The 24,008-nt window shown below is 49.0% G+C and carries 32 protein-coding genes and 1 pseudogene; 28 read left to right on the top strand and 5 right to left on the bottom strand.

Annotated elements, in window-relative coordinates; all coding sequences use genetic code 11:
- The first annotated feature begins 20 nt into the window (after positions 1–20).
- From pyrD to rmf, 6 genes are all read left to right on the top strand, one after another.
- Positions 21–1,034, top strand: coding sequence for a quinone-dependent dihydroorotate dehydrogenase (gene pyrD / locus BZJ18_RS11045; protein WP_077456722.1), 1,014 nt, complete (start codon positions 21–23; stop codon positions 1,032–1,034).
- A 156-nt stretch (positions 1,035–1,190) separates the two neighbouring features.
- A complete protein-coding gene (locus BZJ18_RS11040) occupies positions 1,191–1,745 on the top strand; it encodes a cell division protein ZapC (RefSeq protein ID WP_077456720.1) in 555 nt (184 codons plus the stop codon).
- Between the two features lie 658 nt (positions 1,746–2,403).
- Positions 2,404–4,542: a bifunctional 23S rRNA (guanine(2069)-N(7))-methyltransferase RlmK/23S rRNA (guanine(2445)-N(2))-methyltransferase RlmL gene (rlmKL, locus tag BZJ18_RS11030; protein ID WP_077456716.1), complete on the top strand. Its 2,139-nt coding sequence runs from the start codon at positions 2,404–2,406 to the stop codon at positions 4,540–4,542.
- Between the two features lie 2 nt (positions 4,543–4,544).
- A complete protein-coding gene (locus BZJ18_RS11025) occupies positions 4,545–4,799 on the top strand; it encodes a glutaredoxin family protein (RefSeq protein WP_077456714.1) in 255 nt (84 codons plus the stop codon).
- On the top strand, positions 4,786–6,708 hold the full coding sequence (uup, locus tag BZJ18_RS11020) for an ATP-binding cassette ATPase Uup (RefSeq protein ID WP_077456712.1): 1,923 nt from the start codon (positions 4,786–4,788) through the stop codon (positions 6,706–6,708). The genes BZJ18_RS11025 and uup overlap by 14 nt, the downstream gene beginning before the upstream one ends.
- Positions 6,709–6,890: 182 nt before the next feature.
- The gene (rmf, locus tag BZJ18_RS11015) at positions 6,891–7,061 is read left to right on the top strand and encodes a ribosome modulation factor (RefSeq protein WP_077456710.1); all 171 of its coding nucleotides are present in this window, start codon (positions 6,891–6,893) and stop codon (positions 7,059–7,061) included.
- 221 nt (positions 7,062–7,282) lie between these two features.
- Here rmf and fabA read toward each other — a convergent pair whose 3' ends face one another.
- Both fabA and BZJ18_RS11005 read right to left on the bottom strand, forming a co-directional pair.
- Complete coding sequence (fabA, locus tag BZJ18_RS11010) at positions 7,283–7,798, bottom strand: bifunctional 3-hydroxydecanoyl-ACP dehydratase/trans-2-decenoyl-ACP isomerase (protein WP_069587720.1); 516 nt, start codon at positions 7,796–7,798, stop codon at positions 7,283–7,285.
- Positions 7,799–7,866: 68 nt separating this feature from the next.
- On the bottom strand, positions 7,867–9,522 hold the full coding sequence (locus tag BZJ18_RS11005; protein ID WP_077456708.1) for an AAA family ATPase: 1,656 nt from the start codon (positions 9,520–9,522) through the stop codon (positions 7,867–7,869).
- Positions 9,523–9,719: 197 nt separating this feature from the next.
- On the opposite strand from BZJ18_RS11005, the gene matP reads away from it, so the two are divergent.
- On the top strand, positions 9,720–10,169 hold the full coding sequence (matP, locus tag BZJ18_RS11000) for a macrodomain Ter protein MatP (protein ID WP_069587717.1): 450 nt from the start codon (positions 9,720–9,722) through the stop codon (positions 10,167–10,169).
- Positions 10,170–10,228: 59 nt separating this feature from the next.
- Positions 10,229–10,519 carry a DUF3634 family protein gene (locus BZJ18_RS10995; RefSeq protein ID WP_069587715.1) on the top strand — a complete coding sequence of 97 codons (291 nt, stop codon included), beginning with the start codon at positions 10,229–10,231 and terminating at the stop codon, positions 10,517–10,519.
- Between the two features lie 114 nt (positions 10,520–10,633).
- Here the strand turns inward: BZJ18_RS10995 and BZJ18_RS10990 are convergent, their stop codons facing one another.
- On the bottom strand, positions 10,634–10,903 hold the full coding sequence (locus BZJ18_RS10990; RefSeq protein WP_077456706.1) for a helix-turn-helix domain-containing protein: 270 nt from the start codon (positions 10,901–10,903) through the stop codon (positions 10,634–10,636).
- A 147-nt stretch (positions 10,904–11,050) separates the two neighbouring features.
- Between BZJ18_RS10990 and BZJ18_RS17290 the strand changes: the two genes are divergently transcribed.
- The 20 genes from BZJ18_RS17290 (at position 11,051) to BZJ18_RS10905 (ending at position 21,966) form a co-directional block, all read left to right on the top strand.
- The gene (locus tag BZJ18_RS17290) at positions 11,051–11,224 is read left to right on the top strand and encodes a hypothetical protein (RefSeq protein ID WP_158011281.1); all 174 of its coding nucleotides are present in this window, start codon (positions 11,051–11,053) and stop codon (positions 11,222–11,224) included.
- Positions 11,225–11,238: 14 nt separating this feature from the next.
- A complete protein-coding gene (locus tag BZJ18_RS10985; RefSeq protein ID WP_131825282.1) occupies positions 11,239–11,610 on the top strand; it encodes a hypothetical protein in 372 nt (123 codons plus the stop codon).
- Positions 11,604–13,325 carry a rolling circle replication-associated protein gene (locus BZJ18_RS10980; protein WP_077456702.1) on the top strand — a complete coding sequence of 574 codons (1,722 nt, stop codon included), beginning with the start codon at positions 11,604–11,606 and terminating at the stop codon, positions 13,323–13,325. The genes BZJ18_RS10985 and BZJ18_RS10980 overlap by 7 nt, the downstream gene beginning before the upstream one ends.
- A gap of 6 nt (positions 13,326–13,331) precedes the next feature.
- Positions 13,332–13,514 carry a hypothetical protein gene (locus BZJ18_RS10975; RefSeq protein WP_077456700.1) on the top strand — a complete coding sequence of 61 codons (183 nt, stop codon included), beginning with the start codon at positions 13,332–13,334 and terminating at the stop codon, positions 13,512–13,514.
- The gene (locus tag BZJ18_RS10970; RefSeq protein WP_077456698.1) at positions 13,511–13,909 is read left to right on the top strand and encodes a hypothetical protein; all 399 of its coding nucleotides are present in this window, start codon (positions 13,511–13,513) and stop codon (positions 13,907–13,909) included. The genes BZJ18_RS10975 and BZJ18_RS10970 overlap by 4 nt, the downstream gene beginning before the upstream one ends.
- 23 nt (positions 13,910–13,932) lie before the next feature.
- A complete protein-coding gene (locus tag BZJ18_RS10965) occupies positions 13,933–14,442 on the top strand; it encodes a hypothetical protein (RefSeq protein ID WP_077456696.1) in 510 nt (169 codons plus the stop codon).
- Complete coding sequence (locus BZJ18_RS10960; RefSeq protein WP_077456694.1) at positions 14,442–15,098, top strand: ATP-binding protein; 657 nt, start codon at positions 14,442–14,444, stop codon at positions 15,096–15,098. Before BZJ18_RS10965 ends, BZJ18_RS10960 begins: the two co-directional genes overlap by 1 nt.
- Before the next feature lie 257 nt (positions 15,099–15,355).
- Positions 15,356–16,177, top strand: coding sequence for a major capsid protein P2 (locus BZJ18_RS10955; RefSeq protein WP_077456692.1), 822 nt, complete (start codon positions 15,356–15,358; stop codon positions 16,175–16,177).
- A gap of 9 nt (positions 16,178–16,186) precedes the next feature.
- Positions 16,187–16,510 (top strand): hypothetical protein, encoded by a 324-nt coding sequence (locus BZJ18_RS10950; protein ID WP_077456690.1) that lies wholly within the window; start codon positions 16,187–16,189, stop codon positions 16,508–16,510.
- A 5-nt stretch (positions 16,511–16,515) separates the two neighbouring features.
- Complete coding sequence (locus tag BZJ18_RS17285) at positions 16,516–16,659, top strand: hypothetical protein (RefSeq protein WP_158011280.1); 144 nt, start codon at positions 16,516–16,518, stop codon at positions 16,657–16,659.
- Positions 16,660–16,668: 9 nt separating this feature from the next.
- The gene (locus BZJ18_RS17380; protein WP_077456688.1) at positions 16,669–16,872 is read left to right on the top strand and encodes a hypothetical protein; all 204 of its coding nucleotides are present in this window, start codon (positions 16,669–16,671) and stop codon (positions 16,870–16,872) included.
- The gene (locus BZJ18_RS10940) at positions 16,857–17,279 is read left to right on the top strand and encodes a hypothetical protein (protein ID WP_077456686.1); all 423 of its coding nucleotides are present in this window, start codon (positions 16,857–16,859) and stop codon (positions 17,277–17,279) included. The genes BZJ18_RS17380 and BZJ18_RS10940 overlap by 16 nt, the downstream gene beginning before the upstream one ends.
- A 2-nt stretch (positions 17,280–17,281) precedes the next feature.
- Positions 17,282–17,731, top strand: coding sequence for a hypothetical protein (locus BZJ18_RS10935; protein WP_077456684.1), 450 nt, complete (start codon positions 17,282–17,284; stop codon positions 17,729–17,731).
- Positions 17,731–18,450: a hypothetical protein gene (locus BZJ18_RS10930; RefSeq protein WP_077456682.1), complete on the top strand. Its 720-nt coding sequence runs from the start codon at positions 17,731–17,733 to the stop codon at positions 18,448–18,450. Before BZJ18_RS10935 ends, BZJ18_RS10930 begins: the two co-directional genes overlap by 1 nt.
- Positions 18,451–18,649: 199 nt before the next feature.
- The gene (locus BZJ18_RS10920; protein WP_131825281.1) at positions 18,650–19,693 is read left to right on the top strand and encodes a hypothetical protein; all 1,044 of its coding nucleotides are present in this window, start codon (positions 18,650–18,652) and stop codon (positions 19,691–19,693) included.
- Between the two features lie 83 nt (positions 19,694–19,776).
- Positions 19,777–20,172: a hypothetical protein gene (locus BZJ18_RS10915; RefSeq protein WP_077456676.1), complete on the top strand. Its 396-nt coding sequence runs from the start codon at positions 19,777–19,779 to the stop codon at positions 20,170–20,172.
- A gap of 94 nt (positions 20,173–20,266) precedes the next feature.
- Positions 20,267–20,674 carry a hypothetical protein gene (locus BZJ18_RS10910; protein WP_077456674.1) on the top strand — a complete coding sequence of 136 codons (408 nt, stop codon included), beginning with the start codon at positions 20,267–20,269 and terminating at the stop codon, positions 20,672–20,674.
- A complete protein-coding gene (locus BZJ18_RS17375) occupies positions 20,665–20,826 on the top strand; it encodes a hypothetical protein (protein WP_198532231.1) in 162 nt (53 codons plus the stop codon). The genes BZJ18_RS10910 and BZJ18_RS17375 overlap by 10 nt, the downstream gene beginning before the upstream one ends.
- Positions 20,816–20,980 carry a hypothetical protein gene (locus BZJ18_RS17280; RefSeq protein WP_158011279.1) on the top strand — a complete coding sequence of 55 codons (165 nt, stop codon included), beginning with the start codon at positions 20,816–20,818 and terminating at the stop codon, positions 20,978–20,980. The genes BZJ18_RS17375 and BZJ18_RS17280 overlap by 11 nt, the downstream gene beginning before the upstream one ends.
- A gap of 167 nt (positions 20,981–21,147) precedes the next feature.
- Complete coding sequence (locus tag BZJ18_RS10905) at positions 21,148–21,966, top strand: DUF2971 domain-containing protein (RefSeq protein ID WP_077456672.1); 819 nt, start codon at positions 21,148–21,150, stop codon at positions 21,964–21,966.
- 74 nt (positions 21,967–22,040) lie between these two features.
- Here the strand turns inward: BZJ18_RS10905 and BZJ18_RS10900 are convergent, their stop codons facing one another.
- Both BZJ18_RS10900 and BZJ18_RS17465 read right to left on the bottom strand, forming a co-directional pair.
- Complete coding sequence (locus BZJ18_RS10900) at positions 22,041–22,475, bottom strand: DUF3653 domain-containing protein (protein WP_077456670.1); 435 nt, start codon at positions 22,473–22,475, stop codon at positions 22,041–22,043.
- A gap of 1,251 nt (positions 22,476–23,726) precedes the next feature.
- Positions 23,727–24,008 (bottom strand): annotated as a pseudogene (locus BZJ18_RS17465) (hypothetical protein); the annotation flags it as partial.

Genomic DNA, 24,008 nt, shown 5'->3' with positions numbered 1-24,008 from the left:
TTTTTTTATTAGGAGGGATAATGCTATACCGCCTCGCCAGACCGGCAATCTTTCAATTGGATCCAGAAAAAGCACACGACTTAACGATCAGCTCGCTTTCCCGTTTTCATTCGACCCCCCTTCGTTTTATCTACTCTCAGCATCTTCCTCCTCGTCCTGTTACCGTTATGGGACTCAACTTCAAAAACCCCGTTGGTCTTGCCGCAGGGCTTGATAAAAATGGTGAGTGCATAGAAGCGTTTGGAGCGATGGGATTTGGCTTTGTCGAAGTCGGAACGGTGACACCACGACCACAACCAGGAAATGATAAGCCGCGATTGTTCCGCATCAAAGATGCAGAAGGGATTATTAATCGCATGGGCTTTAATAACTTGGGTGTGGATGCGCTGATTGAAAACGTTAAAAAAGCCAAAGGGTTTGATGGGATCCTAGGCATCAATATCGGCAAAAACAAAGATACGCCGATTGAGAAAGGCACGGATGACTATGTCATTTGTATGCAAAAGGTATATGCATACGCCGATTACATTGCGGTGAATATCTCGTCTCCCAACACGCCTGGGCTGCGAAGCTTGCAATACGGTGAAGCGCTAGATGAATTGCTGAGTACCTTGAAAGCGGAACAAGCGCGCTTGAGTGAAGAGCAGGGCAAGTATGTGCCGCTTGCGGTCAAGATAGCACCTGATCTGACTGAAGAGGAAATTGAGCAAGTTGCGCAAACATTAGTGCGGAATCAGATTGATGGGGTGATCGCCACGAACACCACCTTAGATCGCGCACTGGTTGATGGTATGCCACATTACCAAGAAGCTGGCGGTCTCAGTGGTCGACCTGTTCAACTGAAGAGCACCGAAGTTATTCGCCGTCTTCACCAAGCCTTAGAGGGGGCCTTACCCATTATTGGAGTCGGTGGGGTTGATTCGGTGATGGCGGCTCGCGAAAAAATGGCTGCCGGTGCTGCGCTGGTACAAGTTTACACTGGGCTGATTTATCAGGGACCGGGTTTAGTGAAGCAATTAGTTCGTAATATTTAACCATCACTAAAATTTGTATAAAAAATAAAGGTTTTAACGTGAAAAGGGGAAGGTTTCTTCCCCTTTTTTTTTGCCCTTAAGCCATTACACTTCGGGAATGTGGCACGTTTGGCAAAGCCAGATACCCCATTAGATGTATCGTCGCGGGAGCTGAGTATGTTAAAACCTAACAATGCATGGACATGGTATTTCGACACCGAGTCGGAATCGCTAATGCTTGATTTGGGCGATGACATGCTATTTCGCGTCGCCATCAGTGCCAAACACCTCATCCCCGATGCGTTCTCTGAGTCCCCATTCTCTGTAGAGGACGCATCCCTTTTTCAGAGCATGACAGATACCTTGTCATGCCTCGATTTGTCGGCTCCTCGACGAGCCGAACTCGCTTTGAACGCAGTGGCAGCCTATCGCTTCCACAAACCTATCTTGCCGAAAAGTTGGTTTTTTGACCCTCAGCTTGAACCGCTCTCAGCGCCTGAGTGTGGTCAGGTTGTAGAGCTTCAAAGCCAAGCGGGAGATAGGGCGCCATTTCTAATCATAGAAAACGCAGGCTCGGCTTCATTGTGCATGCTCGCTCGTGAGGCCGATTTTCAGCTTAGCGACAATAAAACCTTGGCGTTTTGTGGTGCGATTAAAGTAATGAACGACCGGTTATCTCAATTCATACCTCAAACAAATAACCGAAAAGGTCGATTTGCGTTAGTGGGCTGAGTACCATTTTTGGTACCAGCCCACGCTTTATTTGCTTCCCCCCTTAAAATCTCCGTTCATCATTCACGAATTTTCTCCGCTTCCTTGGCCAAACTCGTTTCTAATGACGAACAGCCTGTCGATTAAAATGTGATCTTCATCTACTGGTTGAACAAAATTTATTCGGAAAATCGCACGGCCATGAGGCCAATCTGACGTAAAAGACACCGCTTTTGCGGCAATCTATTACCGCTTTCTTCCTGTTTTTTCATGTTGAACGCTTTTAAAAATACCATCTGGTATATACCAATTTGGGGTGGGTTTATTGTTGCCTGATGGGATTTAATCTGTCTAGTTAAAAGCACGACCGCCTTGTTTGCGTGAGTTTTGTTCATAGTGAATGCTTACCAATTGCTATGTTGAGTCGCCGCCAACCCTCGCCACGAAAGGGATTTATCCTAGTGTTTCTGTTGAGAAACAGGGTGCGATCGCGGGTAGATGTATTTGTGTCTTAATGGAAACAGTTGGCAGGGGGAGATTGATTCTTATCAGAAACAAATTGGTGGTGATTATTTCAACAATCAATGTGGATGATGTGGCTTAATCCCACGAGTATGTTCAGTTTGATGTATAATCGGCGCCAATTTGATAAATGACGCCCCAAGGGTGTAGAGAACCAATGAAACACTATCTCGCGATAACCGCTCGAGGCCTCGAGCACTTGCTTGCACAAGAGCTAGAACAACTCGGTGCCACCAACCTCAAACAAGTTCACGCAGGCGTGAAGTTTAAAGCCGACGACGCAACCCTGTATCAGTGTTGTTTATGGAGCCGTATTGCTTCTCGCTTTGTGTTGGTACTGAGTGAGTTTACGGTGCGCGATGATATGGATCTCTATCTCGGCGCCACTGCCATCAATTGGCCGGATTACTTTCATTCCAGTCAGCGTATCGCCGTCGACTTTAACGGGACTAACCGTGAAATCCGCAACAGCCAATACGGTGCACTGAAAGTAAAAGACGCTATCGTCGATAAGTTTGAAAAAATGAACTTCCCTCGACCGAGTATCGATCGCGAGCAGCCCGATTTACGCATTCATATGCGCTTATCTAAAGAGCAGGGCGTGCTCGGTATCGATATGGTTGGCAGTGGTTTGCACCAACGCGGATATCGTACACAAGCTGGTGCGGCGCCATTGCGTGAAACCCATGCTGCAGCACTGGTAAAACGTTGTGGTTGGCAGCCTGAACAACCGTTTATGGATGTGATGTGCGGTTCAGGCACTTTGGTGATTGAAGCGGCGATGATCGCGGCGAACGTGGCTCCGGGCTTGAAACGGAAACGTTGGGGGTTTGAATCATTACTTGGGTTTGACAGTGACGCTTGGAAGAGCATTAAAGCTGAAGCGAGCGTTAAAGCAAAACGTGGCGTGAGTCAGTGCCAAACTCGCTTTTTTGGCATTGACAATGACCCGCGGGTGGTCGAAACGGCGAGGGCGAATGCAAAACGCGCTGGGGTTGGCGAACTGATTACGTTTGACGTTGCCGATGCCACTCAGGTTACGCCACCTGAAGACTTTACCGGCGGTCATATTCTCTCCAACCCACCTTATGGTGAACGCCTTGGCACAACCCCAGGTTTGATTGCGCTATATACCCAACTCGGTGATCACCTCAAGCAGAGTTTTGCCGGTAATCAGGTATCACTGTATTCAGGCTCTGAGGAGTTGCTGAGCTGTTTACGTATGCGCGCGGATGATAAGTTCAAGCTACGCAATGGCGCGATTGATTGCGTAATGAAAACATATGGTATTACCGCGCGTGGCGAGAAGCCCCGATCCAACCAGGATAACGAGGCGCACGGGAGCACGGATGTCGCGCCCGACTTTGCCAATCGCTTGCGTAAAAACATGGCCAAGTTAGATAAATGGGCGAAAAAAGAAGGGTTAGAATGCTATCGCCTATACGATGCGGATTTGCCGGACTATAAAGCGGCCATTGATCGCTATCGTGACTATTTAGTCATTCAAGAGTATGCCGCGCCCAAGACGATCGAACCAGAGAAAGCGCGTCGTCGTTTGCTGGATATGGTTCGAGCATCGATCGCGGTGACCGGGATCGACGTCAACAAAGTTGTCCTCAAAACCCGAGAAAAACAAAAAGGGAATAACCAGTATCAGAAGCTGGCGACAGGCGAACGTACCATGACGGTCCATGAATATGGGGTTGCCTTGGAAGTTAACCTTTACGACTATCTCGATACCGGCTTATTCCTCGATCATCGCCCCACGCGCAAACTCATTGGCCAGAAGGCCGCGGGGAAAGATATGTTAAACCTTTTTGCCTATACCGGTAGTGCATCCGTCCACGCGGCGGTTGGGGGCGCTCGCTCAACAACCACGGTCGATATGTCCAAAACCTACTTGGCGTGGGCCGAACGTAATATGAAGCTCAACGGCATTGTGGGTCGTCAACATCAATTCGAAAATGCCGATTGTTTGCAGTGGATCCGCCAATCAGACCGCCAGTTTGACTTGATTTTTATTGATCCACCGACGTTTTCTAACTCCAAACGCATGAACACGACGTTTGATGTTCAACGCGATCACGTTGATGTGTTGTTAGCACTGAAAGAGCGGCTTCGTCCAGACGGCGAGATCATTTTCTCTAACAACAAACGCCATTTCAAAATGGATACCGACGCGCTGGCTGAAGCTGGGTTAGGCGTTGAAAATATAACTAAGCGCTCGATACCAGAAGATTTCGCGCGCAATCCTCACATTCATAACTGCTGGATCATTCGTCACCAAGAGGCCTAAGCATGGCATTAATGCTCTACAGCACGGAAGGCTGTCACCTCTGTGAGCAAGCCTATGAACTCTATCAGTCGTTGGGGTGCCAGACACCCCTCGACACCCAAGATATCGCCTTTGATGATAAGCTATTTGAGCGTTACGGCGTCACTATTCCTGTGATTGCCGTGCTGACGTCAGAAGGACAGGTGAGGGCAGAGCTTGGCTGGCCATTCGATTCAACACAATTACAGGCTTGGTTAATAGAACATGGCATTGATTAAAATTACCGGCGCACAGTTAGCGTACGGCGATAATCCTTTACTCGACCACACGGATTTTATTTTACAACCGGGCGAACGCGTATGTTTGGTGGGACGCAACGGCGCGGGAAAATCGACGTTGATGAAGGTGCTTGACGGTCAAGTTCAACTGGATGATGGCTCGATTCAACGCCAATCTGAATTAAAAGTCTCGCGTCTTGAGCAAGATCCGCCTCGCGACAGTGATGGTACTGTCTTCGATTATGTCGCCGAAGGGTTGGCCGAGGCGGGCGCGAAGCTCAAGGAATACCATCAGTTGATCGCGACGATCGAAACCGATCCTAGCGATCGCAACATTGCCGCGCTTGCACGTGTGCAAGAGGCTCTTGACCATGCAGACGCGTGGCGCTTCGACAATCAGATTATGGTAGTGCTAGGCGCATTAGGTTTAGACGGCAATACCGCGTTGAATGCGCTCTCGGGAGGTTGGCAACGTAAAGCCGCACTAGCGAGAGCATTAGTCTGCGAGCCCGATGTACTGCTTCTTGATGAGCCAACAAACCACCTTGATGTATCAACCATCCTGTGGCTTGAACAGTTCTTAAAAGACTTTAAAGGCGCCATTGTCTTTATATCTCACGACCGTTCTTTCATTCGAGCCATGGCAACGCGTATCTTAGATCTCGATCGCGGCAAGCTGTCTTCTTGGCCCGGTGACTACGACAAGTATCTTGAAGGGAAAGAGGAAGCCCTGCGCGTTGAAGCGGAGCAAAATGCCGAGTTTGATAAGAAGCTGGCGCAAGAAGAAGCGTGGATTCGACAAGGTATCAAAGCGCGAAGAACGCGTAACGAAGGGCGAGTGCGTGCGCTGAAAGCGCTACGACAAGAGCGAGCTAACCGGGTTGAGTTACAGGGTAACGCAAATCTCCAGCTCGATGATGCTTCTCGCTCTGGTAAGATTGTTTTTGAGGCTGAAAACATCAGTTTCACCTATCAAGAACAACCCTTAATTAAACCGTTTAGCTTTACAGTGATGCGTGGCGATCGCATTGCGTTGATTGGTCCAAATGGGTGCGGAAAAAGTACGCTATTAAAGCTCATGCTTCAGCAACTCGAGCCTGACACTGGCCATTTGCACGTCGGCACCAAGTTAGATGTCGCCTATTTTGACCAATACCGAGAAAAGCTCGACCCGGAAAAAACCGTTATCGACAATCTGGCGGGTGGGAAAACCGAAGTCGACGTTGGCGGACGTAAACGCCATGTGATGGGCTATTTACAAGACTTCTTATTCCATCCTCGACGCGCTCAAACCCCGGTCAAAGCGCTATCGGGCGGTGAAAAGAACCGGCTATTGCTGGCGAAACTCTTTTTAAAGCCAGCTAACTTATTGGTTCTCGATGAACCAACCAATGACCTTGATATTGAAACCTTGGAGCTACTCGAAGACTTACTGTCGCAATTCCAAGGAACGCTGTTGCTCGTTAGCCATGACCGTCACTTTGTTGATAATACCGTGACGCATAGCTGGATTTTCGAAGGCGATGGAACCATCAATAAGTTTGTAGGCGGCTACCATGATGCACAACAGCAGCGTGAGCAATTTTTGCAAGCGGTCACACCGTCAAAGTCCGATCCTAAGCGTGTAAAAAACACCCAAGATACGGAACAAAAGACGGCAAAACCTAAAGGTAAGCCTCGTAAGTTATCTTATAAATTGCAACGAGAGCTTGAGGCCTTGCCAGCACTGCTTGAAGCGCTAGAAGCCGAAATCGACAGCCTACAAACAGAAATGAATGATCCTGAATTTTTCTCTAAAAGTCAGGAGGTTACTCAGCCAAAGCTCACAAGACTCTCGGAAGCCGAGCAAGAATTGGAGCAAGCCTTTGAACGGTGGGAAGAATTAGAGGCCATGCAGCAAGATACATAGTGACGTTGTCACTAATAGGCTTGGGCACGACTCACAATTTCATTGTCATTGGTGCGATATGTCTTGATTAAAAAATAATCATGATCGAAGCTGTAGAGGATGCTTCATAAAAACGTCACGGACAGAAGCATCCTTGCGACAGCAAGTAGCACTGAATAAGATGGAATGAAGAGGGCGACTCTATGAAAAGACAGAAGCGAGATCGTTTGGAACGTGCACAGTCAAAAGGCTTCCAAGCAGGTATCAACGGTCGATCGTCTGATATATGTCCTTACCAACAAACGGATGCAAGGAGCCACTGGCTTGGTGGCTGGCGTGAAGGCAGAAGTAATAAATCTGAAATGATGAAGTAATCATTTATTGCCGTGTTTTGGCCTTATCGTTCGGGTAAGGCCTTTTTCTTGGCTATTTAATGCACTATAACTTTATATGTAAAACAAGAATAAATCATACCTAACGAGTTCCCATTGAGCTAAATCACTAAATTCAATTCACGAGTCTATTAAAGCGAGTCGGGGATAATAAAAAGCCGGCGTAGATGCCGGCTTGGAGAAGTGTAGAGATACAGTATTAGTTAGAATGCTGATGTATCTTGGAATAAACCTACTTTCAGGTCTTTGGCGACATAGATTTCTTTGCCATCGACAAGCACGCGCCCGTCAGCAACACCCATCACCAACTTGCGGTTAATCACTCGCTTCATGTGAATTTCGTAGCGTACTTGCTTGGCAGTAGGAAGTACTTGGCCGGTAAATTTGACTTCACCCACACCAAGCGCACGTCCTTTACCTTCGCCACCAACCCAGCCAAGGAAGAATCCCACAAGCTGCCACATCGCATCAAGACCTAAACAACCCGGCATCACAGGATCACCCGGGAAGTGGCAGTCGAAGAACCAAAGGTCAGGATTAATATCGAGCTCGGCGATGATGACCCCTTTGTCGAAATCCCCACCTTGTTCGGTGATTTCAGCGATGCGATCCATCATGAGCATGTTAGGCGCGGGGAGTTGCGGTCTGCCAGGGCCAAATAGTTCACCCTGGCTAGAGGCGAGAAGGTCTTCACGATTATAGGAATTTTGGCGTTTCATTATATCTAAACTGCTCCTTATTCAATTGCGAGCAGATTAGCGTACACGTGTACGCCAAACAACTCGGATCAGTACTGGCCCAACCAGTTTTTTAATCGGCTAAACAAAGTGTTGCAGGTTTGTTTTTCACCATTATGAAAGTGATCGATCCTGTCAGAAATTTTGCCAAGTAATGTTTCGCCTTCGTCTCCTGAGAATGGGAGCCCAGTCACGATAGGAAGCGCTTGTTCGACATCATCAACCGCCCAAATATGAAATTGACCGGCTTTTATCGCATCCACGACATCTTGGCGTAGGCAGAGCGATGACAGATTTGTTTTCGGTAATACAATGCCTTGCTGACCAGTTAAGCCACGATGTGCGCAAACTTGATAGTAACCTTCAATTTTTTCATTGATCCCTCCTACGGCTTGCACTCGTCCAAACTGGTCGACAGCGCCCGTAATCGCAATCGCTTGATTGATAGGTTGCAAGGAAAGCGCGCTAACAAAAGCACACAACTCTGCCAAGGAAGCGCTGTCACCATCGACCTCACAATAAGATTGCTCAAACACAATGGACGCTGAGTAGGGCAATGGTTCATCAAGATTAAGCGCAGCACTAACAAAGGCCTGCATAATCATCATGCCTTTGGCATGAATATTACCCGCGAGTTCCGCTTTGCGTTCCACATCAGCAATGTCGCCGTCGCCAGAGTGTACAACACATGAAATACGTGCCGGTTCACCATAGCTCATGGGATGGCCCGGGACTTCAATGACAGTGAGACCGTTGATTTGGCCAATATGTTCACCACGAGTATCAATAAATACTTGGCCTTTATGGATATCTTCAATGGCTCGTTCAGGTAAGTAGGCGGCACGTTGATAGCGCTCTGCTAATGCCTTAGCAATCGCGTTCCCGTCCAATTGGTTTTCAGCATGCATAAGTGCTTCGCCAAGCAGCTGCTGATACCACACTGGGCACAAAGGCATTCGGTGTTGGGCTTCGCTTTCTCTCGCCCCTGCTTGCATCAGTTGGACAATGGCAGTATCAGTAATGGTTTTATCTGTTAATTGATTTGCAATGCCTTTTAGCCAAGCAAGATAGGCTTCAATATTGTTCTCATTGACTTCAATGTCTTGCTCGTACTCCGCGAATGCGGCGATACCATCGTACAAGTCAGGTTCATGAGTCTCGAAATCTGCTAACCATTGTCGATCGCCCACCAGTATCACTCGGACGCTGAGCGTCTCATCAGGCAATGCGGTCAGTTGATCTGCACGTGCTGTTTGCCAGGGTAAGCGACCCGTGGCGAGTAGTTGACGCAAACGAAGCCAAACACGCGGTTGTTGAAGCACATCTGCGATTTTGAGAATGATGGCGCCTTGATGAGCTTGATGAATTAAGCCAAATTGCTTTTGTGACGCTGTAACGTTTTTGTTTTCATCATAAGCAAAGCCGAATAGTGATGTTTCAGTGATGTTTTCACCCACAATCACAGGGGTACGTGCATCAATTTGGGTTAACGCATCTTGGTACGCATTAAGATAGCCCGGCAAATCAGAGGACATGACGACTAAGCACTGTGTTGGACAGTCTGGTGTCATTAGCCACCGGAACGCGCGACTAAGTCGAGATTGGAGTGAGAATAGCTCAGCCGCTTCCAATGTCTCAAATTGAGCAATTGCTGGGGTAAACTGAGAATAATGTGGTTTGGCATCACGCCAATCAACTTCATGCATGTCTATGATTACTGACTAGGATTAGAATGGAACGAGTATAAAGGATAACACACTGGGCGAATAGGCATACTCGCTATGGGCACACCGGTAAACGACGGGCAGGGGATCAATACGCCGCTTTTACTATGTGTGATAATTGAACAGATTGACAGTTGGTGTTACGCTGTCACCAATCGGCGTGATCAAAGCTTGGGCATATGAAATATCAACAACTCGAAAACCTCGAAGCGGGCTGGAAATGGACCTATCTAGTCAAAAAATGGAAAGATGGTGACACCGTCACAAAATACATTGATAGTTCCGAAATACAAACGGCTATCGATGCGTTAATGGCGATTGAGCATGAGCCAACGCGCGTCAATCAATGGATTGAAAAGCACATGTCGCCAGCGCTCGATAACAAGCTCAAACAAGCAATTCGTGCCAAGCGAAAGCGTCACTTCAATGCCGAGCAAGAACACACCCGCAAAAAATCAATTGATTTGGATTATCGGGTTTGGGAACGGCTCTCACAAAAAGCGCATGAGCTAGACGCGACCTTATCCGATACCATCGAGTATTTGTTGTCCGAGGCAAACCGTACAGAGAGCGCAAGCAAACAAGTTGATGCATTGAAAAAAGATTTGAGCAACTTACTCGATATGTAGCCGTTGGACAGATTGCATTCACAGCAAGAGTCTGACTCTGGAGCAGTTAGAGCAGTATTATGGGTTATTTTTTATTTATATCGTTCGCGATTTTTCTCGCGTTTATGTTGATTGATAGACCTTTGATTGTCATCGCATTTAAAGATGGACAGCTTGTTCGTCACAAAGGCAAAGTGCCAAAAGGTTTCTTGCATGATTGCCAAGAAATTGCCAAACGAAATCCGTTTACCGGAACCGTTAAAGTGTATAGCAACCGTTTTAAGCCAGCGAAATTAGTCATGTCACGCAGCATCGATAGTCGCACACAGCAGCGCATCAAAAACGTTTTTCCACATCAATCATTCAAATAGTGCTAGTTTTCGCTCAAATAACATGACTGTTGGAGGCGATAATCAACACGTCGCCTCTGTGTTAACCATTAAATCCAAGTGCGCATTATATAGAGCTTGGTGAGTTGCAATAACTTAGGCTGGGCGCACTTCTATAGAGGCTAAAGTCTTGTTTAGCCTTTCATTTTTCTCTTTAATTTCAATGACTTTGAAGACAACATTTTGATCGTCTTCTCCTGCCAAATCCACTAAGTCAAAAATGATAGGCCATTCGGGGAGATTTCTTCCTGTTCGCCATGTTGAGACGTTAGAACGTGGAACACCCAGTTTTTTTGCCAAAGCATAGTCTGAAGGCAGCTTCTGCCTAGCTTTTGCTTTATCCATTAACTCAAGAATTACGTTCATTTCACCGACCCAAAATAGCGTTTATTTGTTAAATCATAGACGTACAAAATGTTCGTATCCATAGTTTGGGCCATGTTGACTATACAGTTTCTGTTGACGTCTAATTGTTGTTGACGTTTTCAGACACTGAGCAAAAGGATCTACGACATGGAACATACCAATCACCAAGCTTGGATAGACAAAATCCGCGAAGATTTGAACTTGCCGAAGAAAAAGCACGTCTTCGGCTGTCCTGACCGTCGTTACTCCCGTGAATACCAAATTGCCGCAAAGCGTGCCGTTGATGCGAAGCGAGCAGCCCTGCTGGGCTATAGGGGGTAATAATGGGTGGTCCAGTGAGAACACAAGGTTTCGCTCGTGCGGAAACGTCAGGCGGCGCGGCCCTCAAAGGGCCGCAATGCCACTATTCATGGCATTGCGCACACACAAAAAGTGAGTATCAAGTATACATCGAGCGCGGCGAGCCGGTTCTCGCTTCTGAGCGTGGCATTAGAGCTGGGCTAGGGGCGCTGTTAATTACCCGCCCAAGCTACATTCTGTACCGCGATATGGGGGCGACGTCTGAAATGGACGTTTACACCCAAGATTGCGCCAAGCCGCTCACGTTGACCGTGGTTACGATTGTTATGTTTGACATGCTGCGCGTATTACGTGAATTGGGCGTGCTGGTAACCGAGGACAACAAGGTTGCGAGGTTGCCATGTTAGATAAAAATGTCGTGCTCTATGCCACGGCGGGCACGGTCAAAGCAGACCCCGCCAAAGTAAGGAATAACGTCCTTCACCCTGAATTAGCCAACGGCGAAACGCCCGAGGCTTTTTTTGTAGACGAACGCCGAAAGTTACAATGTCACGAGTTCTATCACCGCCAACGCGTGGGATTAACTGACCGCGAGCACGAACTTGCCCGCGCAGCGGCGGCACGAAGTGCCGGAGACGCTAGGCTAGTCAAAGGGTGCGAAAGTCCGACACGGACGAAAGCCAAGCGGGACGCGATTTCTGCCAAGTATCGCGTCCTCAATAAGTCGCTACGCCGAGAAATGGGCCTTAACGTTGTCGACGTACCCCATGCCGAGAGCTGGAGCGAGGGCGGCTATCAGTCGCCAGAATCGCGCTGGTCAACACGCCTAAATCGCGAATTGCTGACCGGCGATAGCAACACGCTGGAGAAACACCGCAGTTTTCGCATCAGTTATCAACAGTGGTCAGGAAAATATCGGGCGGGTATCCATGTTCAACCACGGCCAACCGATGCCCCCGATGCCACCACGGGCGCACGCTTCACTGAAAACCTGACAAAAAACGCGGTGCGTAAAATTTTCGAGGCCGCCGCCTATGTCGCAACGTGTCACGGTGGATTCACTACGTTTTTAACCCTGACGTTTGACGAACAAACCCGCCAACAACTCTTTGGGCCCGACGATGCCGAGCCGGTGACGWCTATAGGACGCGAAGTATCGCGTTTTCTCGACGGCGCGAAAAAGATGTATCAGCGGGGCTGGACGGCGACCTATCAGACCGAGCGTGACTCTGACAGCGGCCGCCTGTTTTGTCCCATCAACAGCCAGCCAACCAAAATCGAGGGCGCAGGCGATGCCGATTTTCACTACATGTGGGTGGCTGAATGTCCGGCGAACGAGGACGGCGAGCCTAACCCACATGTGCATCTGTTGATGCGTTGGGACGTCGAAAAGCGATTTTTCGCTAACTGGGCTGAACGCCTAGAGGGCATTTGGGGCCACGGGTTCGCCAAGCTAGAGCGCATCCGTCAGCCAATGGCGGCAGGCAGTTACATCATCAAAGCGGTGGGGTACGCGGCCAAAGGCCAGAACGCCGAGCAAGGATTGATTCGTGGTAACCGCTATAACATTGCCCGCGCCAGTCGAGCCCCTGCATTTGAAGTCATCGCCAGTTTTGAAGCGGAGCGCATGGGCGCGATTATCGCGGATTTGCGCGAACGCCTAGAGGCATGGAAAGCGCCCCGATTGATTGCCCGCAGCAAGCTAAAAAAGCAAGTGGCCGCCACGGCTCGCGCATATGCAATTGTGAAAAAGTCCAAAAAGCTCACCCCTGAGCAAATCGAGCGCCGGTTGCTCAAGTTAAAAAAACGTCTCAAACAAGCAGACATGCACATTGACGCCATTAATGCCGAGATAAAGGCTCGTGGTGTGACCGTGTCGCGTGACCATCCGCTTGTTCACTTTGACGGTGCCGAAGCAGAGACCAATATCAGCAGCTTTCTTGTCTGGGCTGCTGGGGCCAAGGGCTGGTCGATGGTTGAACGTGCCCACAACCCCGACACGGGTAGCCAATATTGTTGTTTGGATTGGCTGCCTATCAGGCAACAAGCAAAAGCAGAGCTAGGCAGCAAGGCCGCCCAACAGCGCTTTGTTAATGCCGTGACAACAATAAAAAAGGAATGAAAAACCATGTCAAAAATGACGCAGTTGCTAGGTCAGTTTGAAGTTGAAGCCAAAAAAGCGGGCGACGCGCCGATGGTCGGCAAGCTCATTGCCGCGCCGCTGCGCTTATTGGTGGTGTGGATGAAGACCATCACTGAGCGCCAAGAAAATATCTTAGAGCGATTGGAAGCAATGGAGGCCCACGAATGACATTGCCAGCCCGTAAAACCAAAAACCCCGCGATTGGGGTGAAGCGTTGTAGCTGCGGCGATGTGATGACAATTCACCGCGCAACCGGCACCCGTCAGGGCACGCTATACAGCATTTGCGAAAAGTGTGGCGTTGACCAACGCAACGGGGCAGCCCCTCAGGCCTATTTTGCGGATTATGTCGATAGCCTCGAAGCCTTAGAGGCTGCCGAGAGCGTACCCCAAGCTGAGGCCGACACATTACCGGCCCCAGAGGGCGAGCAGGCCAGTGCGCCCGCGCCCTCACAGGGTAAAAAGGGGGCGAGCAATTTTGCGATGGCGGGCGGTATCGTCGCCCTGATTATTGGCCTGTTGGCCGTGGTTGCCAAACTCAAGCAACCGCCACAAACCGTCTAACTCACAACACAAAAAGGCTAGGTATGGACGAACAAATCACCGAACAAGAAACCACGGTCGAGCAGGGCGCATCACCGGACGCGCTTGCTCTTGAACTCGAGCAATTCGACACAGAACACGACCCTGACGCGCAGGCAAAAGCACAGGCCGACGCTGACGCCGAACAAGCTGATGCTGAGGCCGAGCAGGCTGCGGCTGAAATAGCCCCGCTGTCAGCCTTGGTCGCCCTGATGGGCATTGAACAAGCGATTAAGACGTTTGTTCACCCCCGCTTTGAAATCGACGACGAACGCCGCCAGCAAGTGGCCCGCGATTGTGCGCCAGTGTTGATTAAATACGGCGCACTGTTGCCCGACTGGCTCGCCCAGTATGAGGCCGAGATTGTCGCCATTAAGGCCGTCGGTGGGCTGACCATCGAATCTATCGGCCAAGTGAAGCAACTCAAGGCCGAAGATATGGCGCGATTACGTGCCGTTAAGGCAGATAACGAGGAGCACGACGCGCCACAAGAGGCCGATAAGGAGGCGGCCTAATGCGCCCAGTTAATCCCAATAACAGCTTACGTAACGGCCATATCTGGGTTGCTGGCATGTCGGAAAGCGGCAAAACCAGCTACGCGAAAAAGCGCACACTCGACAAGGCCGACCACGTACTGATATTCGACCCCTACGGCGACTACACCGGTCGCCTTGTTGGCCTACAGGTGCGTGCGTTTAAAAAGCTGGCCGATGTATACCGCGCCGCCAAGCTCGCACGACGCAAAAAGGCAGGGTGTCGTATTGCGTGGTCACCTGACCGGCCGACGACACCGGCTGATTTCGACAAATTCTGCCAAGTCGTATGGGCGCTTGGAGACGGTAACAACAAGCCGTTAAAAGTGGTCCTTGAGGAAGTGGCCGAGCACTCAGAGACAGCAGGAAAGGCGAAGGGCTATCACGGCCAGCTATTGCGGGTGGGACGAAAATTTAACATTCACACGATCAATTTGTTCCAACGCGGCCAAGAGGTCAGCAAAACCATTCTTGATAACTGTCGCCGCTGTGCCGTGATGATGCAAAAGACCGAAGATTCGGCCAAGTATATCCAGCAAAAAACCGGCATACCGGCCGAGCAAATCGCGACACTTGCCCAGCTCGAATACATCGAGCAGGACGGTAAAGCATGGAAGCGAGGGAAAATTCACTTCTAGACCGTGACGAAAATCGCAAAACCCACACAAGGGGCGCTATAGGGAGCGCCCCTTTTTTGTGGTTGAAGTGAGGGCAGCGCGGGGTGTTGCAATAACGGCTCAGTTAATCCGCTGTTTATCACAACGCAATAAGGACAAGACATGAAGAAAACGACTTTAACGACAATTGGCATCGCGGCACTGGTTGCCGCTGTGGTGGTTTGGGCGTCAAACAACGTTGACGCAGTCGAAGACGCGATTGGGTAAGGGAGAAAAGCATGTTTTTCAATCCACGACCTAAAGAGCTCGACCCCGTCGAAGGTGTGTATTGGGGGCGTCAAGCGCACCTACGCTTAGTCACTGGCCCCACGTACCAGCAAATCGAGCTGGTGACAAACATCGAAGACCCCGCCGATATTGACTATGTGCGCCTAACCCTGAACGGCTCGCCCATTGTTGATGTGACAGGGCAAGACTTGGTCGACATCCAAGAGCATCGCGGCAACTACGTTCAAAAAGGCCGCTATATCATCCCGTTCTATGACTTCAAGATGAAGACCAAGCAGGGTATCCGCCACGGTGAATTGGTAACGCTGCCCGGTGAATTATGGATGATGTATATCCAGCTCAAGAACAAGGACGCCGACGCGGCGCCGCCTGTGATTGAAGCCCGCGCCCATACCACGGCTGCCCAGCCTGAGCGCTACTTCATGCCCGAGCTGAAAACGTTCACGTGGAATGGGTCGAAGCGTGGCCGTCAAATGTTCGATTACCCCGAGCGCAGCCCGTTTAACTCGATTAAACGGATGCACTTTCAGACCGACAAAATTGCTCGCGTTCGTGTCGTGCGTGACGACGTTGAAGAAATGAACGTGACACGCGAAGACAACGCATTTGATTTGCGTGTTGTGGGGCTTGAGCAAAACAGCGGTTACTTCTCGCTGGACTTTGTGCGCCACGGGTTCGGGTCAGAAGGCAAGCTCAATACCGCCGCCCAGCGTCAACTTGGCTTTGAATTAGATCTCGAAAAAATCGGCCCTATCAATGTGCTGATTGAAGGCATCAAGCAAGTGAAGCCACTACCCACCAAGCAAAGCTAAGGGGGCGAAATGGCAAGTTTCAAAAACAAAAACGACGCCGATGTGAGCAATACAAGCCAAGGCTGGTTTGACGGCATTATCGAATCTACAGGCGAGCTAATCGGCGGCATCTATGACGATGCCGTCGATATCACCAAGGAAGCGGCCGGAAGCTGGTTTGAGCAGCAGAAAAAAGCCAGCCAATCGGCGAACCCCGAAGACAACCGCACGCCGATTCCGGCTCAGACACCTAACGGACAGCCATTAAAGCAAGGCTTTAACAGCCCGTGGGTGATTGGGGGCGGTGTTGGTCTGCTGTTGCTCATCATCATCGTGTTACTGCTGAAGGAGTAAGCGCCATGCCATTTGCAATCCCTGTCGGCTACGCGCTCGTGGCCGCCGGTGCGGGCGGCCTAGGGCTGTGGTTCGGCTCTGAAATGTCAAAAAAGCTGTGGCTTTTCTTGCTGTTGGTCGCGCTTTACTACCTCTACCAGAAAAAGTAAGGGGGCGGGATGAATCCAGCAGCGATAGGCGCACTCGCGAAGGGCGCCAAGGGAAACAGCTTGGACTGGGGCGCGGGCCCCTCCAGCGCATACGGCCATGCGAGCAACACACAGAACGCGGGCAATATCCGATTTGGTGATGTGTTGTTCCCTTCGTGGTTCCTGATTGCGCTTTTGATTGTTGGCGGGTGGTACGCATGGAAACACGTTTAACCTTCATCACGCCAAACACCCCAGAAGCAAGCGCCGCCGCCGTGCAATTGCGGCGCGCTTACTCCCACTTAGAGAACGGTGAAAAGCACTTTGCGGACGTTTGCCAACTGATAGCCAGCGGTGAAGCGGGCGTGTATCTCGCACACGACGATAAGACCGCACTCTATCTCGTCGGTGAAACCGTCGGCAACGATTATCACTTGCTAGCAGTTGGCGGTTGCGGCCTACGCCGTGGCATTAGCGCATTAATCGCGCAAGCAAAGAAAGCCGGATTTGATGCGATTGTTTGGGAGACGGCAAAGCGCGGCGTGCGGCGGCTGCAAGCGGTGTTTGAGGGTGTGACGGTGTCACAAATGGAGCAGGGCGACGGCTTACCGCCACTTACCTTGCATAAATTGGAGCTTTAAACATGGGCGGTTCAAAGAGTAGCAGCAAAACAAAAAACGTTAACACGAACGTCAGCGGTCAGAACGCCATTCAAGGCGATAACCTTGGCGTGGCGATTTCTGGCGTCAACAACTCGACCATTAACGCCACCGTCACCGACCACGGCGCGGTCGACCGCTCATTTGAGTTCGCCGAAGAGTCACTGGCTGCTGTGCGCGATACGTCAAAAGACGCAATGCAAGTACAGGCCATTCAGAATTCGGAATCAATGCAGATGTTGCAAGGCTTAGCGGGCAGCCAAGCCGAGCAGAACGCGAAAAACATCAAGGCACTTAAAGAGCTGGCAGAGACCAAGCGTGACCAAGAAAACGGCGGCAGCGCTTCCGAGCAGAAAACCTATCTATGGATAGTCGCGTTATCTGTCGTGGGCATGTCAGCGGTCACATTCTTTGCGGTGCGGGGGACGAAATAATGTTCGAAAAATACGTCGAGCCACGCGAGAAGTTCGATTTTCCCATCTCGGGCACCTATTTGTTCGTGATGGAAGCGCCAGAGGGCGGCTTATTGGTGAAGACTGCCGACGGTGTGCAGACACTCTATGAGCGTGACCAAATCAGCGGCGTGAACCTGACCGGCACTGTGACAGTGCAAAACCTCGGTGAAGCGGGCTGGGTGCGTGTGCGCTACGGGTTCGGTGCATTTAATCCATCGCCAGAAAACATGGGCGTCAAAGTGCGCGAAATGCCACCCGTCGCCGTGGCGGCCATGCCGCCCGTTGAAGTCGAAAGCCTTCCAGATGTGGCCGTTAAACGTCTGCCGTCTGTAGATATCGAATCATTGCCAGCGGTGAAGGTGAGCGACCTGCCGCGCGTCAAGCTAGAAAGCGGGCAGGCCGTGGCCGTGTATGCCAAAAATCCGCTTGCTGTACGACAGGTCCAGCCAACTCGCTGGCAAACGGAAACGCTCACGCTCGACGAGAACGGACGCGCCGAACTCGACGCCAATCCGGCACGCTTGTCGATGACCATCACGCCAGCCGCCGAGGTAACGGCTTACCCGAGCGCAGACGATGCTGAGGCCGACATAAACGGTCTATCTATCCCTGACTCACTGGAAACCACCATCACCGGCGCGCTGGTCTTCACTGGCGACAAGGAAACAATAATTAACATCATGGAGCTATGTGCATGAACGAGAAAGCATTACCTGCGGACTTACCCGAGGGGAGCGACCGTAACAAAATCGAATGGCTGGCGCGTGAACTCGCGTATGCAAAGCGACAGCCAGCGATAAAGGCATCACTAAGCCCAAAAAGTCAACATTCGATTGGGATAAGTTTCACGACGAATACGACACGCAACGCCACGATTTTTACGGTAGGGGCGGTTGGTTGTTCCAAGAAGCAAGCAATAGCTGGTTTCAAGACCGCTGGGAGTTTGCGGAAAGCTGGACCATGTTTACTAACTCATACAACTATGAGTTGGGATATTCATATAGAGATTTAATGTTTACTAACGGTTGGATGCAATGGCATCAAGCCGTACAAGCGCCTAGCTATTTAAGTGAAAATTTCGCTGACGATGAGACCTACGGATTTCGCGTTAAATTTAAAGCGATGGGAAAAGGAAGCGTTCGCCTGCTAGTTAGCACCACCGTTGAAAATGTAACCAGCGGCGGCGGTATCATGTTTATGGCTGGCGCTGGCAATCAATACTCTGAATGGATAGATATTGAGAATAATGGCGACGAGCCAAAAGAGTTCGAAGCGAAAATAGGCACATCTATAAAAACACCTGAAGGACGATATATAGTAACCGTGGAGTTTTGGAGTAAGGATAAAACTTTGCAAGTCGCACCAATTCGCGCTGATTTTGTAAAAACAAAATTTACCGTTAATAGTGACGGCCGTTATATTCCTGACTTTAGCGGCCTAAATATCATTGATAATCCGGTTGATTTTATTAGCGCTATTCCTCATTTGACAGCCGCGCCCGTTGAATACAACTACACCAAACAGCAAGTTAAAGCGCGCATCATGAACGGCTATTTTAGTAATGATGAAGCAGCAGAAAATATGGGTTGGGAATATCAAGCGTGCGATTTGCCGATAACCTATGACTTCACATCGCAAGTCACGTTTAATATGCCATCGTTTAAATTCAAAGACGGTAAATACCGGTCACCTGCTCTTGGCGTGGGGCTGGTCGGCTATGAAAGCGGTTATGTGTATTTTGACTACTCAAAAGCACTCTTTTTAGATGACGAAGGTAAAAAAATCGCGGACGTAAAAGACATCGTGGCGATGTCAGTAGCCACAATTCAAGTGACGAACTGGCCGATGGTTACAGACCGCAACGCAACACGGCCTCAAAAACCCATGAAAATTGGTGAGCCGTGGGAAGCGGAAGCCTGCCACCGCCCAAACAGCGCATGAAGACAAACCTTCTCATTATTCTTGCAACCCTCGCGGCAGCCGTCACGTTGTCGCGAGCAACTAAACACGTTCAAGGGGGCGCTATGGCAACGCAACCACGCGGGGTACGCAACAACAACCCGCTTAATATCGAATACTCCAAACATAACGATTGGAACGGCCAAACCGGCCATGATGGCCGCTATGCGATTTTCTCAAATCCAGTCTATGGCTTTCGCGCAGCGGCCAAACTCATTACCAACTACCGCCACAAGTACGGCATCACAACACTGGGCGCCGTCCTCAAACGTTGGGCACCCAAACACGAAAACCCGACGCGTGACTATATCGCGTTTGTGGCAAATCGTGCGGGCCTTACCGCTGACAGTGAAGTAACCAGCGCTAACCTGGTTAGTGTGTTAGGGGCTATGGCCGAGTTTGAGAACGGCGGCCAATACTTTGATACGGACGTGATTTCGCAGGGGGTCGCTTTAGTATGAGTAATAAAGAACTCGCGGCCCGTGTGGCCGTTGGCGTAATCACAATGGTCATTGGCTCCTATGTCATCGGCAAGATGAAAGCAGGGGGCCTATTATGATTGGCGCTACTGCGATTAGTGCAATTATCTCTGGTGCGATTGGGTGGTTCCGAGACAAAGCCGAGGCCAAGCAGCGCCGCGCAGAACGCAAAGACCGCATCGAGGAAGCTAAAACACAGGCAGCGATTAAGCGCGTCGAAAATGGCGACCACCACGCCGCAGACCTCGATTTAATCTCGCTGAAAACCCGAGGCATTAAAGACGATGTGATTGTGTTTCTCTGGATAACGCCCATTGTCATGTCGTTTGTGCCTAGTGCCGTCGATGATATGCGCGCCGGTTTTACCGTTCTCGCCTCCCTGCCCGAGTATTGGTGGTACGGCGGGGCGCTCATATTTATCGATACGTTCGGCTTTCGTCGCCTGCTGCGTTCTCTGATGGTGAGGGGGCCAATATGGAAATGACCCAATATCTGATTATTTCAGGGCTAACCGGTGTGGCATCCAGCGTCGCGACTGTCGTAGCGCTAAAAGTCGATATCCGGTGGATTAAAAGTATCGTTCAAGACCACGAAAACCGAATCCGACTCATAGAAGGAATTAGCAATGGCCAGTAAAGCAATGACAGTGAAGCAGGCGGGTCGCAAAGGCGGCCAAGCCACTGCCAAGAAGTGGAAAAATGACAAGCGCTGGGCGGCACTGATGCGCAAGAAGTTACGCGCAGCAGGCAAGAAAGGCGCGACGGCACGCAAACAACGAAAGCTTTTTTAGTCGCAAATCCAGTAACTTGAGTGTTGACTCGCAGAAAGTAGGGCGCTTGTTCTGTTATCGTAACAATCCAATAACAAAGGGGCTGACCAACGACGAGTAAGCCCTATTTCTCTCCTTCAGCCGCGGTGTTAAACTGCGGCTTCTTTTTTTATTGTTATGCTCCCATTATGAATGAATTGATATATCACTACACTAGCGCCGATACGTTTTTAAGTATTGTAAAAGGAAAGAGTCTTTGGGCTACGGATGCATCAAAATTGAATGACCCCAATGAATATACGCTTGGAATAAGTATCCTAAAGGAAGCAATAACTGATTATAATAAAAATGATTTTATGTCTAGTATAAAAGATAAAGGCTTGAGGAGATTTGAAAGCGTAGTAGAAGATTTTCTTGGCAGGTCGACAGATACTTTACAGAGTTCTCTTTCTGAGGGGCCGCTGAGTAATAGTTTTATATGCTCATTCTCCAACGATGGTGGAGATAGCTTGAGTCAATGGCGTTCATATGCTGACGACGGAGCTGGATTTGCCATTGGTATAAATAGAGATACACTGATCAATATTAAAGATAGCAAAATTTTTGATGTTTCATATAGCAAGAAAGAACTAGTCAAAAATGTATATAGTAGCCTACGCTTAATGGTACTAAACATGAACAGTGGCTATTCTATTAAATATCCTTTAGATGACGTAAAGTGGAGATCAAGCCGTGAGCTAGAAATACTTGCTTACTCTTTTAAAGACGTTTTTTATCAAAGTGAAAAAGAGGTTAGGCTAGTTAATTTTTCCAAACCAAGCGAAATGTCCTATCGCATTACTAACTATGGGATAGCCCCATACATAGAGATTGATATTACGGACTCTATACACGAGGTTGTACTAGGCCCCAAGTGCAAAAACTCAGAAACCGAAATAAAAAGCCTACTAGAAAACTTAGGCTTAGCTGAAGTGCACGTAAGACGCTCAGCTGGCGATTATAGATAGAAACCTTGGGCTAAAACCGCACGAATATCACTTTGAGGCCTCGTGCGGTTGAACATTATTACTGTACTATCTAACTACTTTCGCAGCTTGTCACGGATAGGTATCCACGGCGCAGCCTCACAGCGTCGACCACCTCGGAACGGCTTAGGGTGTTCTCGGGGCGGCTGGGTCTTAATTGGGCCTTTAATATGTCCGTGACGCCGTAACAGTTCCATATATTCGCCACGCCAAAGCGGGAACGCGTCCAAATCCTTTGGGTTGAATTTATGACCCTCGGGGGTTACGAGCCATGCATTACCTTCGTCGACCCGAAAACCAGCCCAGCGCCAGTCGTTGGGCAAATAGCCACGTGCTTTGATGATTAATAGCTTCTCAGCCATTGGGTTTGGTACCGTAGAGCCATCAAGCCAACGGCGCACAGTGATGGGGCGAACATGGAAATATTGCGCGCCAGCGTCTATAGAATCGAATTCACGCCAAAAAAGCGTGCGGAATGCGTCAATCAGCATGTGATAAACCTCACAAATACATCTTTAATTTGTTGGTTTTTTCCGATTGGTTTCCGCGCGGATAATCGAGAAAAGCGAAAATGCGCCGATGATTTTGAAAACGTTGTAAAATAGGCAACCATCAGCACTGGCAATAAAATACATAATGAACGACGAGAAACAAACAGGATTGTGCGTAACGTTATGATTTTACGAGTCATTTTAAAGATAGACATAAAGAATCCCGTGTCCGTGTTCAGATGTTAAATCCAGCCCCTTTAGTGCGCATTATMTGCCCTTTATGGTAAATATAAGTCCCTGTATATAAAAGAAAAAGTAATGCATAGCCCGAGACCAACTTGATTATAAAAGAGTTGGTTATAAAAGCTATGAATAGAAAAATAACGCAAAACTACATTTTTAGACGTTTTACATGTGGACTATCTATCGAAGACACCGCGAAACTATGTTTAGTTTCTGCGACTGAGTGCCTTTATGGTAAATATAAGTCCCTGTATATAAAAGAAAAAGTAATGCATAGCCCGAGACCAACTTGATTATAAAAGAGTTGGTTATAAAAGCTATGAATAGAAAAATAACGCAAAACTACATTTTTAGACGTTTTACATGTGGACTATCTATCGAAGACACCGCGAAACTATGTTTAGTTTCTGCGACTGAGGTCAAAAASTGGGACGAAGGAAAAYCCATTCCGCCATTGTGCAAGCGSGTGATGCGYATGTATGTCGGGCATGATTTGTGCCCTTGTGAACCTGAGTGGGACGACTGGAAGATGAGTGGTAAGCAACTCATCATGCCTAATAAAGTGCCACTATCTCCCCATCAGATTTCCACAGCTGCTTACATCCTTAAGCTCGCACCCAATGAAGAACACAAAGCCGCGTTACGTTTGCTCAAGTTCGCGAGGGTATTAAAGCGGTACGCGAGGTAAGTGTAGAGAGAAATGGCATACGCCAGAGCATACAGAGCGTTCGCTTTGGTCTAGCAGGGCGGAGGTGGTCGGTGGCTCTATTGGTGTATGTATCTGTATCGGGCGATTCGCTCTATTGCTTCTTTCAACTAATGCAAAGCGCCCTTATATCACTCGCACTTTTCACAATGGATCGCAAAATCGAGCCTCTTAAGTGCGAGTGATTGTTGGAATCTTGACTCTGAGACTCAGAAGCGCATCCTAATAATGCATACTATAATAATAAATCCTATTTCTCTCACTATTTGCCACGGTTATTACCGTGGCCTTTCTTATATGTACTATTGCTTTAAAGACTTTACTAATCGTGCAAGTTGTTCTATTCCATCATATGTGGATGGAATTTCTCCTTCACCTGAGGATATTCCGGAAAATATTACTTTTTCAAAATTAACAAGTAGGTCTGAATCTTTTTTCCTTATCTCACTTGAATATGTCGAATAGCTCTGAATAAATCTGCATAGAGTCTTTCTCAGCTCAATTTGTAAAAGTTGATTCTTGACAGCTCTGTAGTTAAACAGAACAACTCTAAAGTAATATATTGATATGAATATAAATGAATG

This window comes from Salinivibrio sp. IB872 (genome assembly GCF_001995345.1).
Taxonomy (GTDB): domain Bacteria; phylum Pseudomonadota; class Gammaproteobacteria; order Enterobacterales; family Vibrionaceae; genus Salinivibrio; species Salinivibrio proteolyticus.
Note: the sequence above shows the minus strand (reverse complement) of the source record. Positions and strands in the feature narration are given on the sequence as shown.

Bases quoted from the DNA above. Each gene is read 5' to 3' on its own strand.
- pyrD (WP_077456722.1), top strand. From the start codon at position 21: ATGCTATACCGCCTCGCCAGACCGGCAATCTTTCAATTGGATCCAGAA.
- BZJ18_RS11040 (WP_077456720.1), top strand. From the start codon at position 1,191: ATGTTAAAACCTAACAATGCATGGACATGGTATTTCGACACCGAGTCG.
- rlmKL (WP_077456716.1), top strand. From the start codon at position 2,404: ATGAAACACTATCTCGCGATAACCGCTCGAGGCCTCGAGCACTTGCTT.
- BZJ18_RS11025 (WP_077456714.1), top strand. From the start codon at position 4,545: ATGGCATTAATGCTCTACAGCACGGAAGGCTGTCACCTCTGTGAGCAA.
- uup (WP_077456712.1), top strand. From the start codon at position 4,786: ATGGCATTGATTAAAATTACCGGCGCACAGTTAGCGTACGGCGATAAT.
- rmf (WP_077456710.1), top strand. From the start codon at position 6,891: ATGAAAAGACAGAAGCGAGATCGTTTGGAACGTGCACAGTCAAAAGGC.
- fabA (WP_069587720.1), bottom strand. From the start codon at position 7,798: ATGAAACGCCAAAATTCCTATAATCGTGAAGACCTTCTCGCCTCTAGC.
- BZJ18_RS11005 (WP_077456708.1), bottom strand. From the start codon at position 9,522: ATGCATGAAGTTGATTGGCGTGATGCCAAACCACATTATTCTCAGTTT.
- matP (WP_069587717.1), top strand. From the start codon at position 9,720: ATGAAATATCAACAACTCGAAAACCTCGAAGCGGGCTGGAAATGGACC.
- BZJ18_RS10995 (WP_069587715.1), top strand. From the start codon at position 10,229: ATGGGTTATTTTTTATTTATATCGTTCGCGATTTTTCTCGCGTTTATG.
- BZJ18_RS10990 (WP_077456706.1), bottom strand. From the start codon at position 10,903: ATGAACGTAATTCTTGAGTTAATGGATAAAGCAAAAGCTAGGCAGAAG.
- BZJ18_RS17290 (WP_158011281.1), top strand. From the start codon at position 11,051: ATGGAACATACCAATCACCAAGCTTGGATAGACAAAATCCGCGAAGAT.
- BZJ18_RS10975 (WP_077456700.1), top strand. From the start codon at position 13,332: ATGTCAAAAATGACGCAGTTGCTAGGTCAGTTTGAAGTTGAAGCCAAA.
- BZJ18_RS10970 (WP_077456698.1), top strand. From the start codon at position 13,511: ATGACATTGCCAGCCCGTAAAACCAAAAACCCCGCGATTGGGGTGAAG.
- BZJ18_RS10965 (WP_077456696.1), top strand. From the start codon at position 13,933: ATGGACGAACAAATCACCGAACAAGAAACCACGGTCGAGCAGGGCGCA.
- BZJ18_RS10960 (WP_077456694.1), top strand. From the start codon at position 14,442: ATGCGCCCAGTTAATCCCAATAACAGCTTACGTAACGGCCATATCTGG.
- BZJ18_RS10955 (WP_077456692.1), top strand. From the start codon at position 15,356: ATGTTTTTCAATCCACGACCTAAAGAGCTCGACCCCGTCGAAGGTGTG.
- BZJ18_RS10950 (WP_077456690.1), top strand. From the start codon at position 16,187: ATGGCAAGTTTCAAAAACAAAAACGACGCCGATGTGAGCAATACAAGC.
- BZJ18_RS17285 (WP_158011280.1), top strand. From the start codon at position 16,516: ATGCCATTTGCAATCCCTGTCGGCTACGCGCTCGTGGCCGCCGGTGCG.
- BZJ18_RS17380 (WP_077456688.1), top strand. From the start codon at position 16,669: ATGAATCCAGCAGCGATAGGCGCACTCGCGAAGGGCGCCAAGGGAAAC.
- BZJ18_RS10940 (WP_077456686.1), top strand. From the start codon at position 16,857: ATGGAAACACGTTTAACCTTCATCACGCCAAACACCCCAGAAGCAAGC.
- BZJ18_RS10935 (WP_077456684.1), top strand. From the start codon at position 17,282: ATGGGCGGTTCAAAGAGTAGCAGCAAAACAAAAAACGTTAACACGAAC.
- BZJ18_RS10930 (WP_077456682.1), top strand. From the start codon at position 17,731: ATGTTCGAAAAATACGTCGAGCCACGCGAGAAGTTCGATTTTCCCATC.
- BZJ18_RS10915 (WP_077456676.1), top strand. From the start codon at position 19,777: ATGGCAACGCAACCACGCGGGGTACGCAACAACAACCCGCTTAATATC.
- BZJ18_RS10910 (WP_077456674.1), top strand. From the start codon at position 20,267: ATGATTGGCGCTACTGCGATTAGTGCAATTATCTCTGGTGCGATTGGG.
- BZJ18_RS17375 (WP_198532231.1), top strand. From the start codon at position 20,665: ATGGAAATGACCCAATATCTGATTATTTCAGGGCTAACCGGTGTGGCA.
- BZJ18_RS17280 (WP_158011279.1), top strand. From the start codon at position 20,816: ATGGCCAGTAAAGCAATGACAGTGAAGCAGGCGGGTCGCAAAGGCGGC.
- BZJ18_RS10905 (WP_077456672.1), top strand. From the start codon at position 21,148: ATGAATGAATTGATATATCACTACACTAGCGCCGATACGTTTTTAAGT.
- BZJ18_RS10900 (WP_077456670.1), bottom strand. From the start codon at position 22,475: ATGCTGATTGACGCATTCCGCACGCTTTTTTGGCGTGAATTCGATTCT.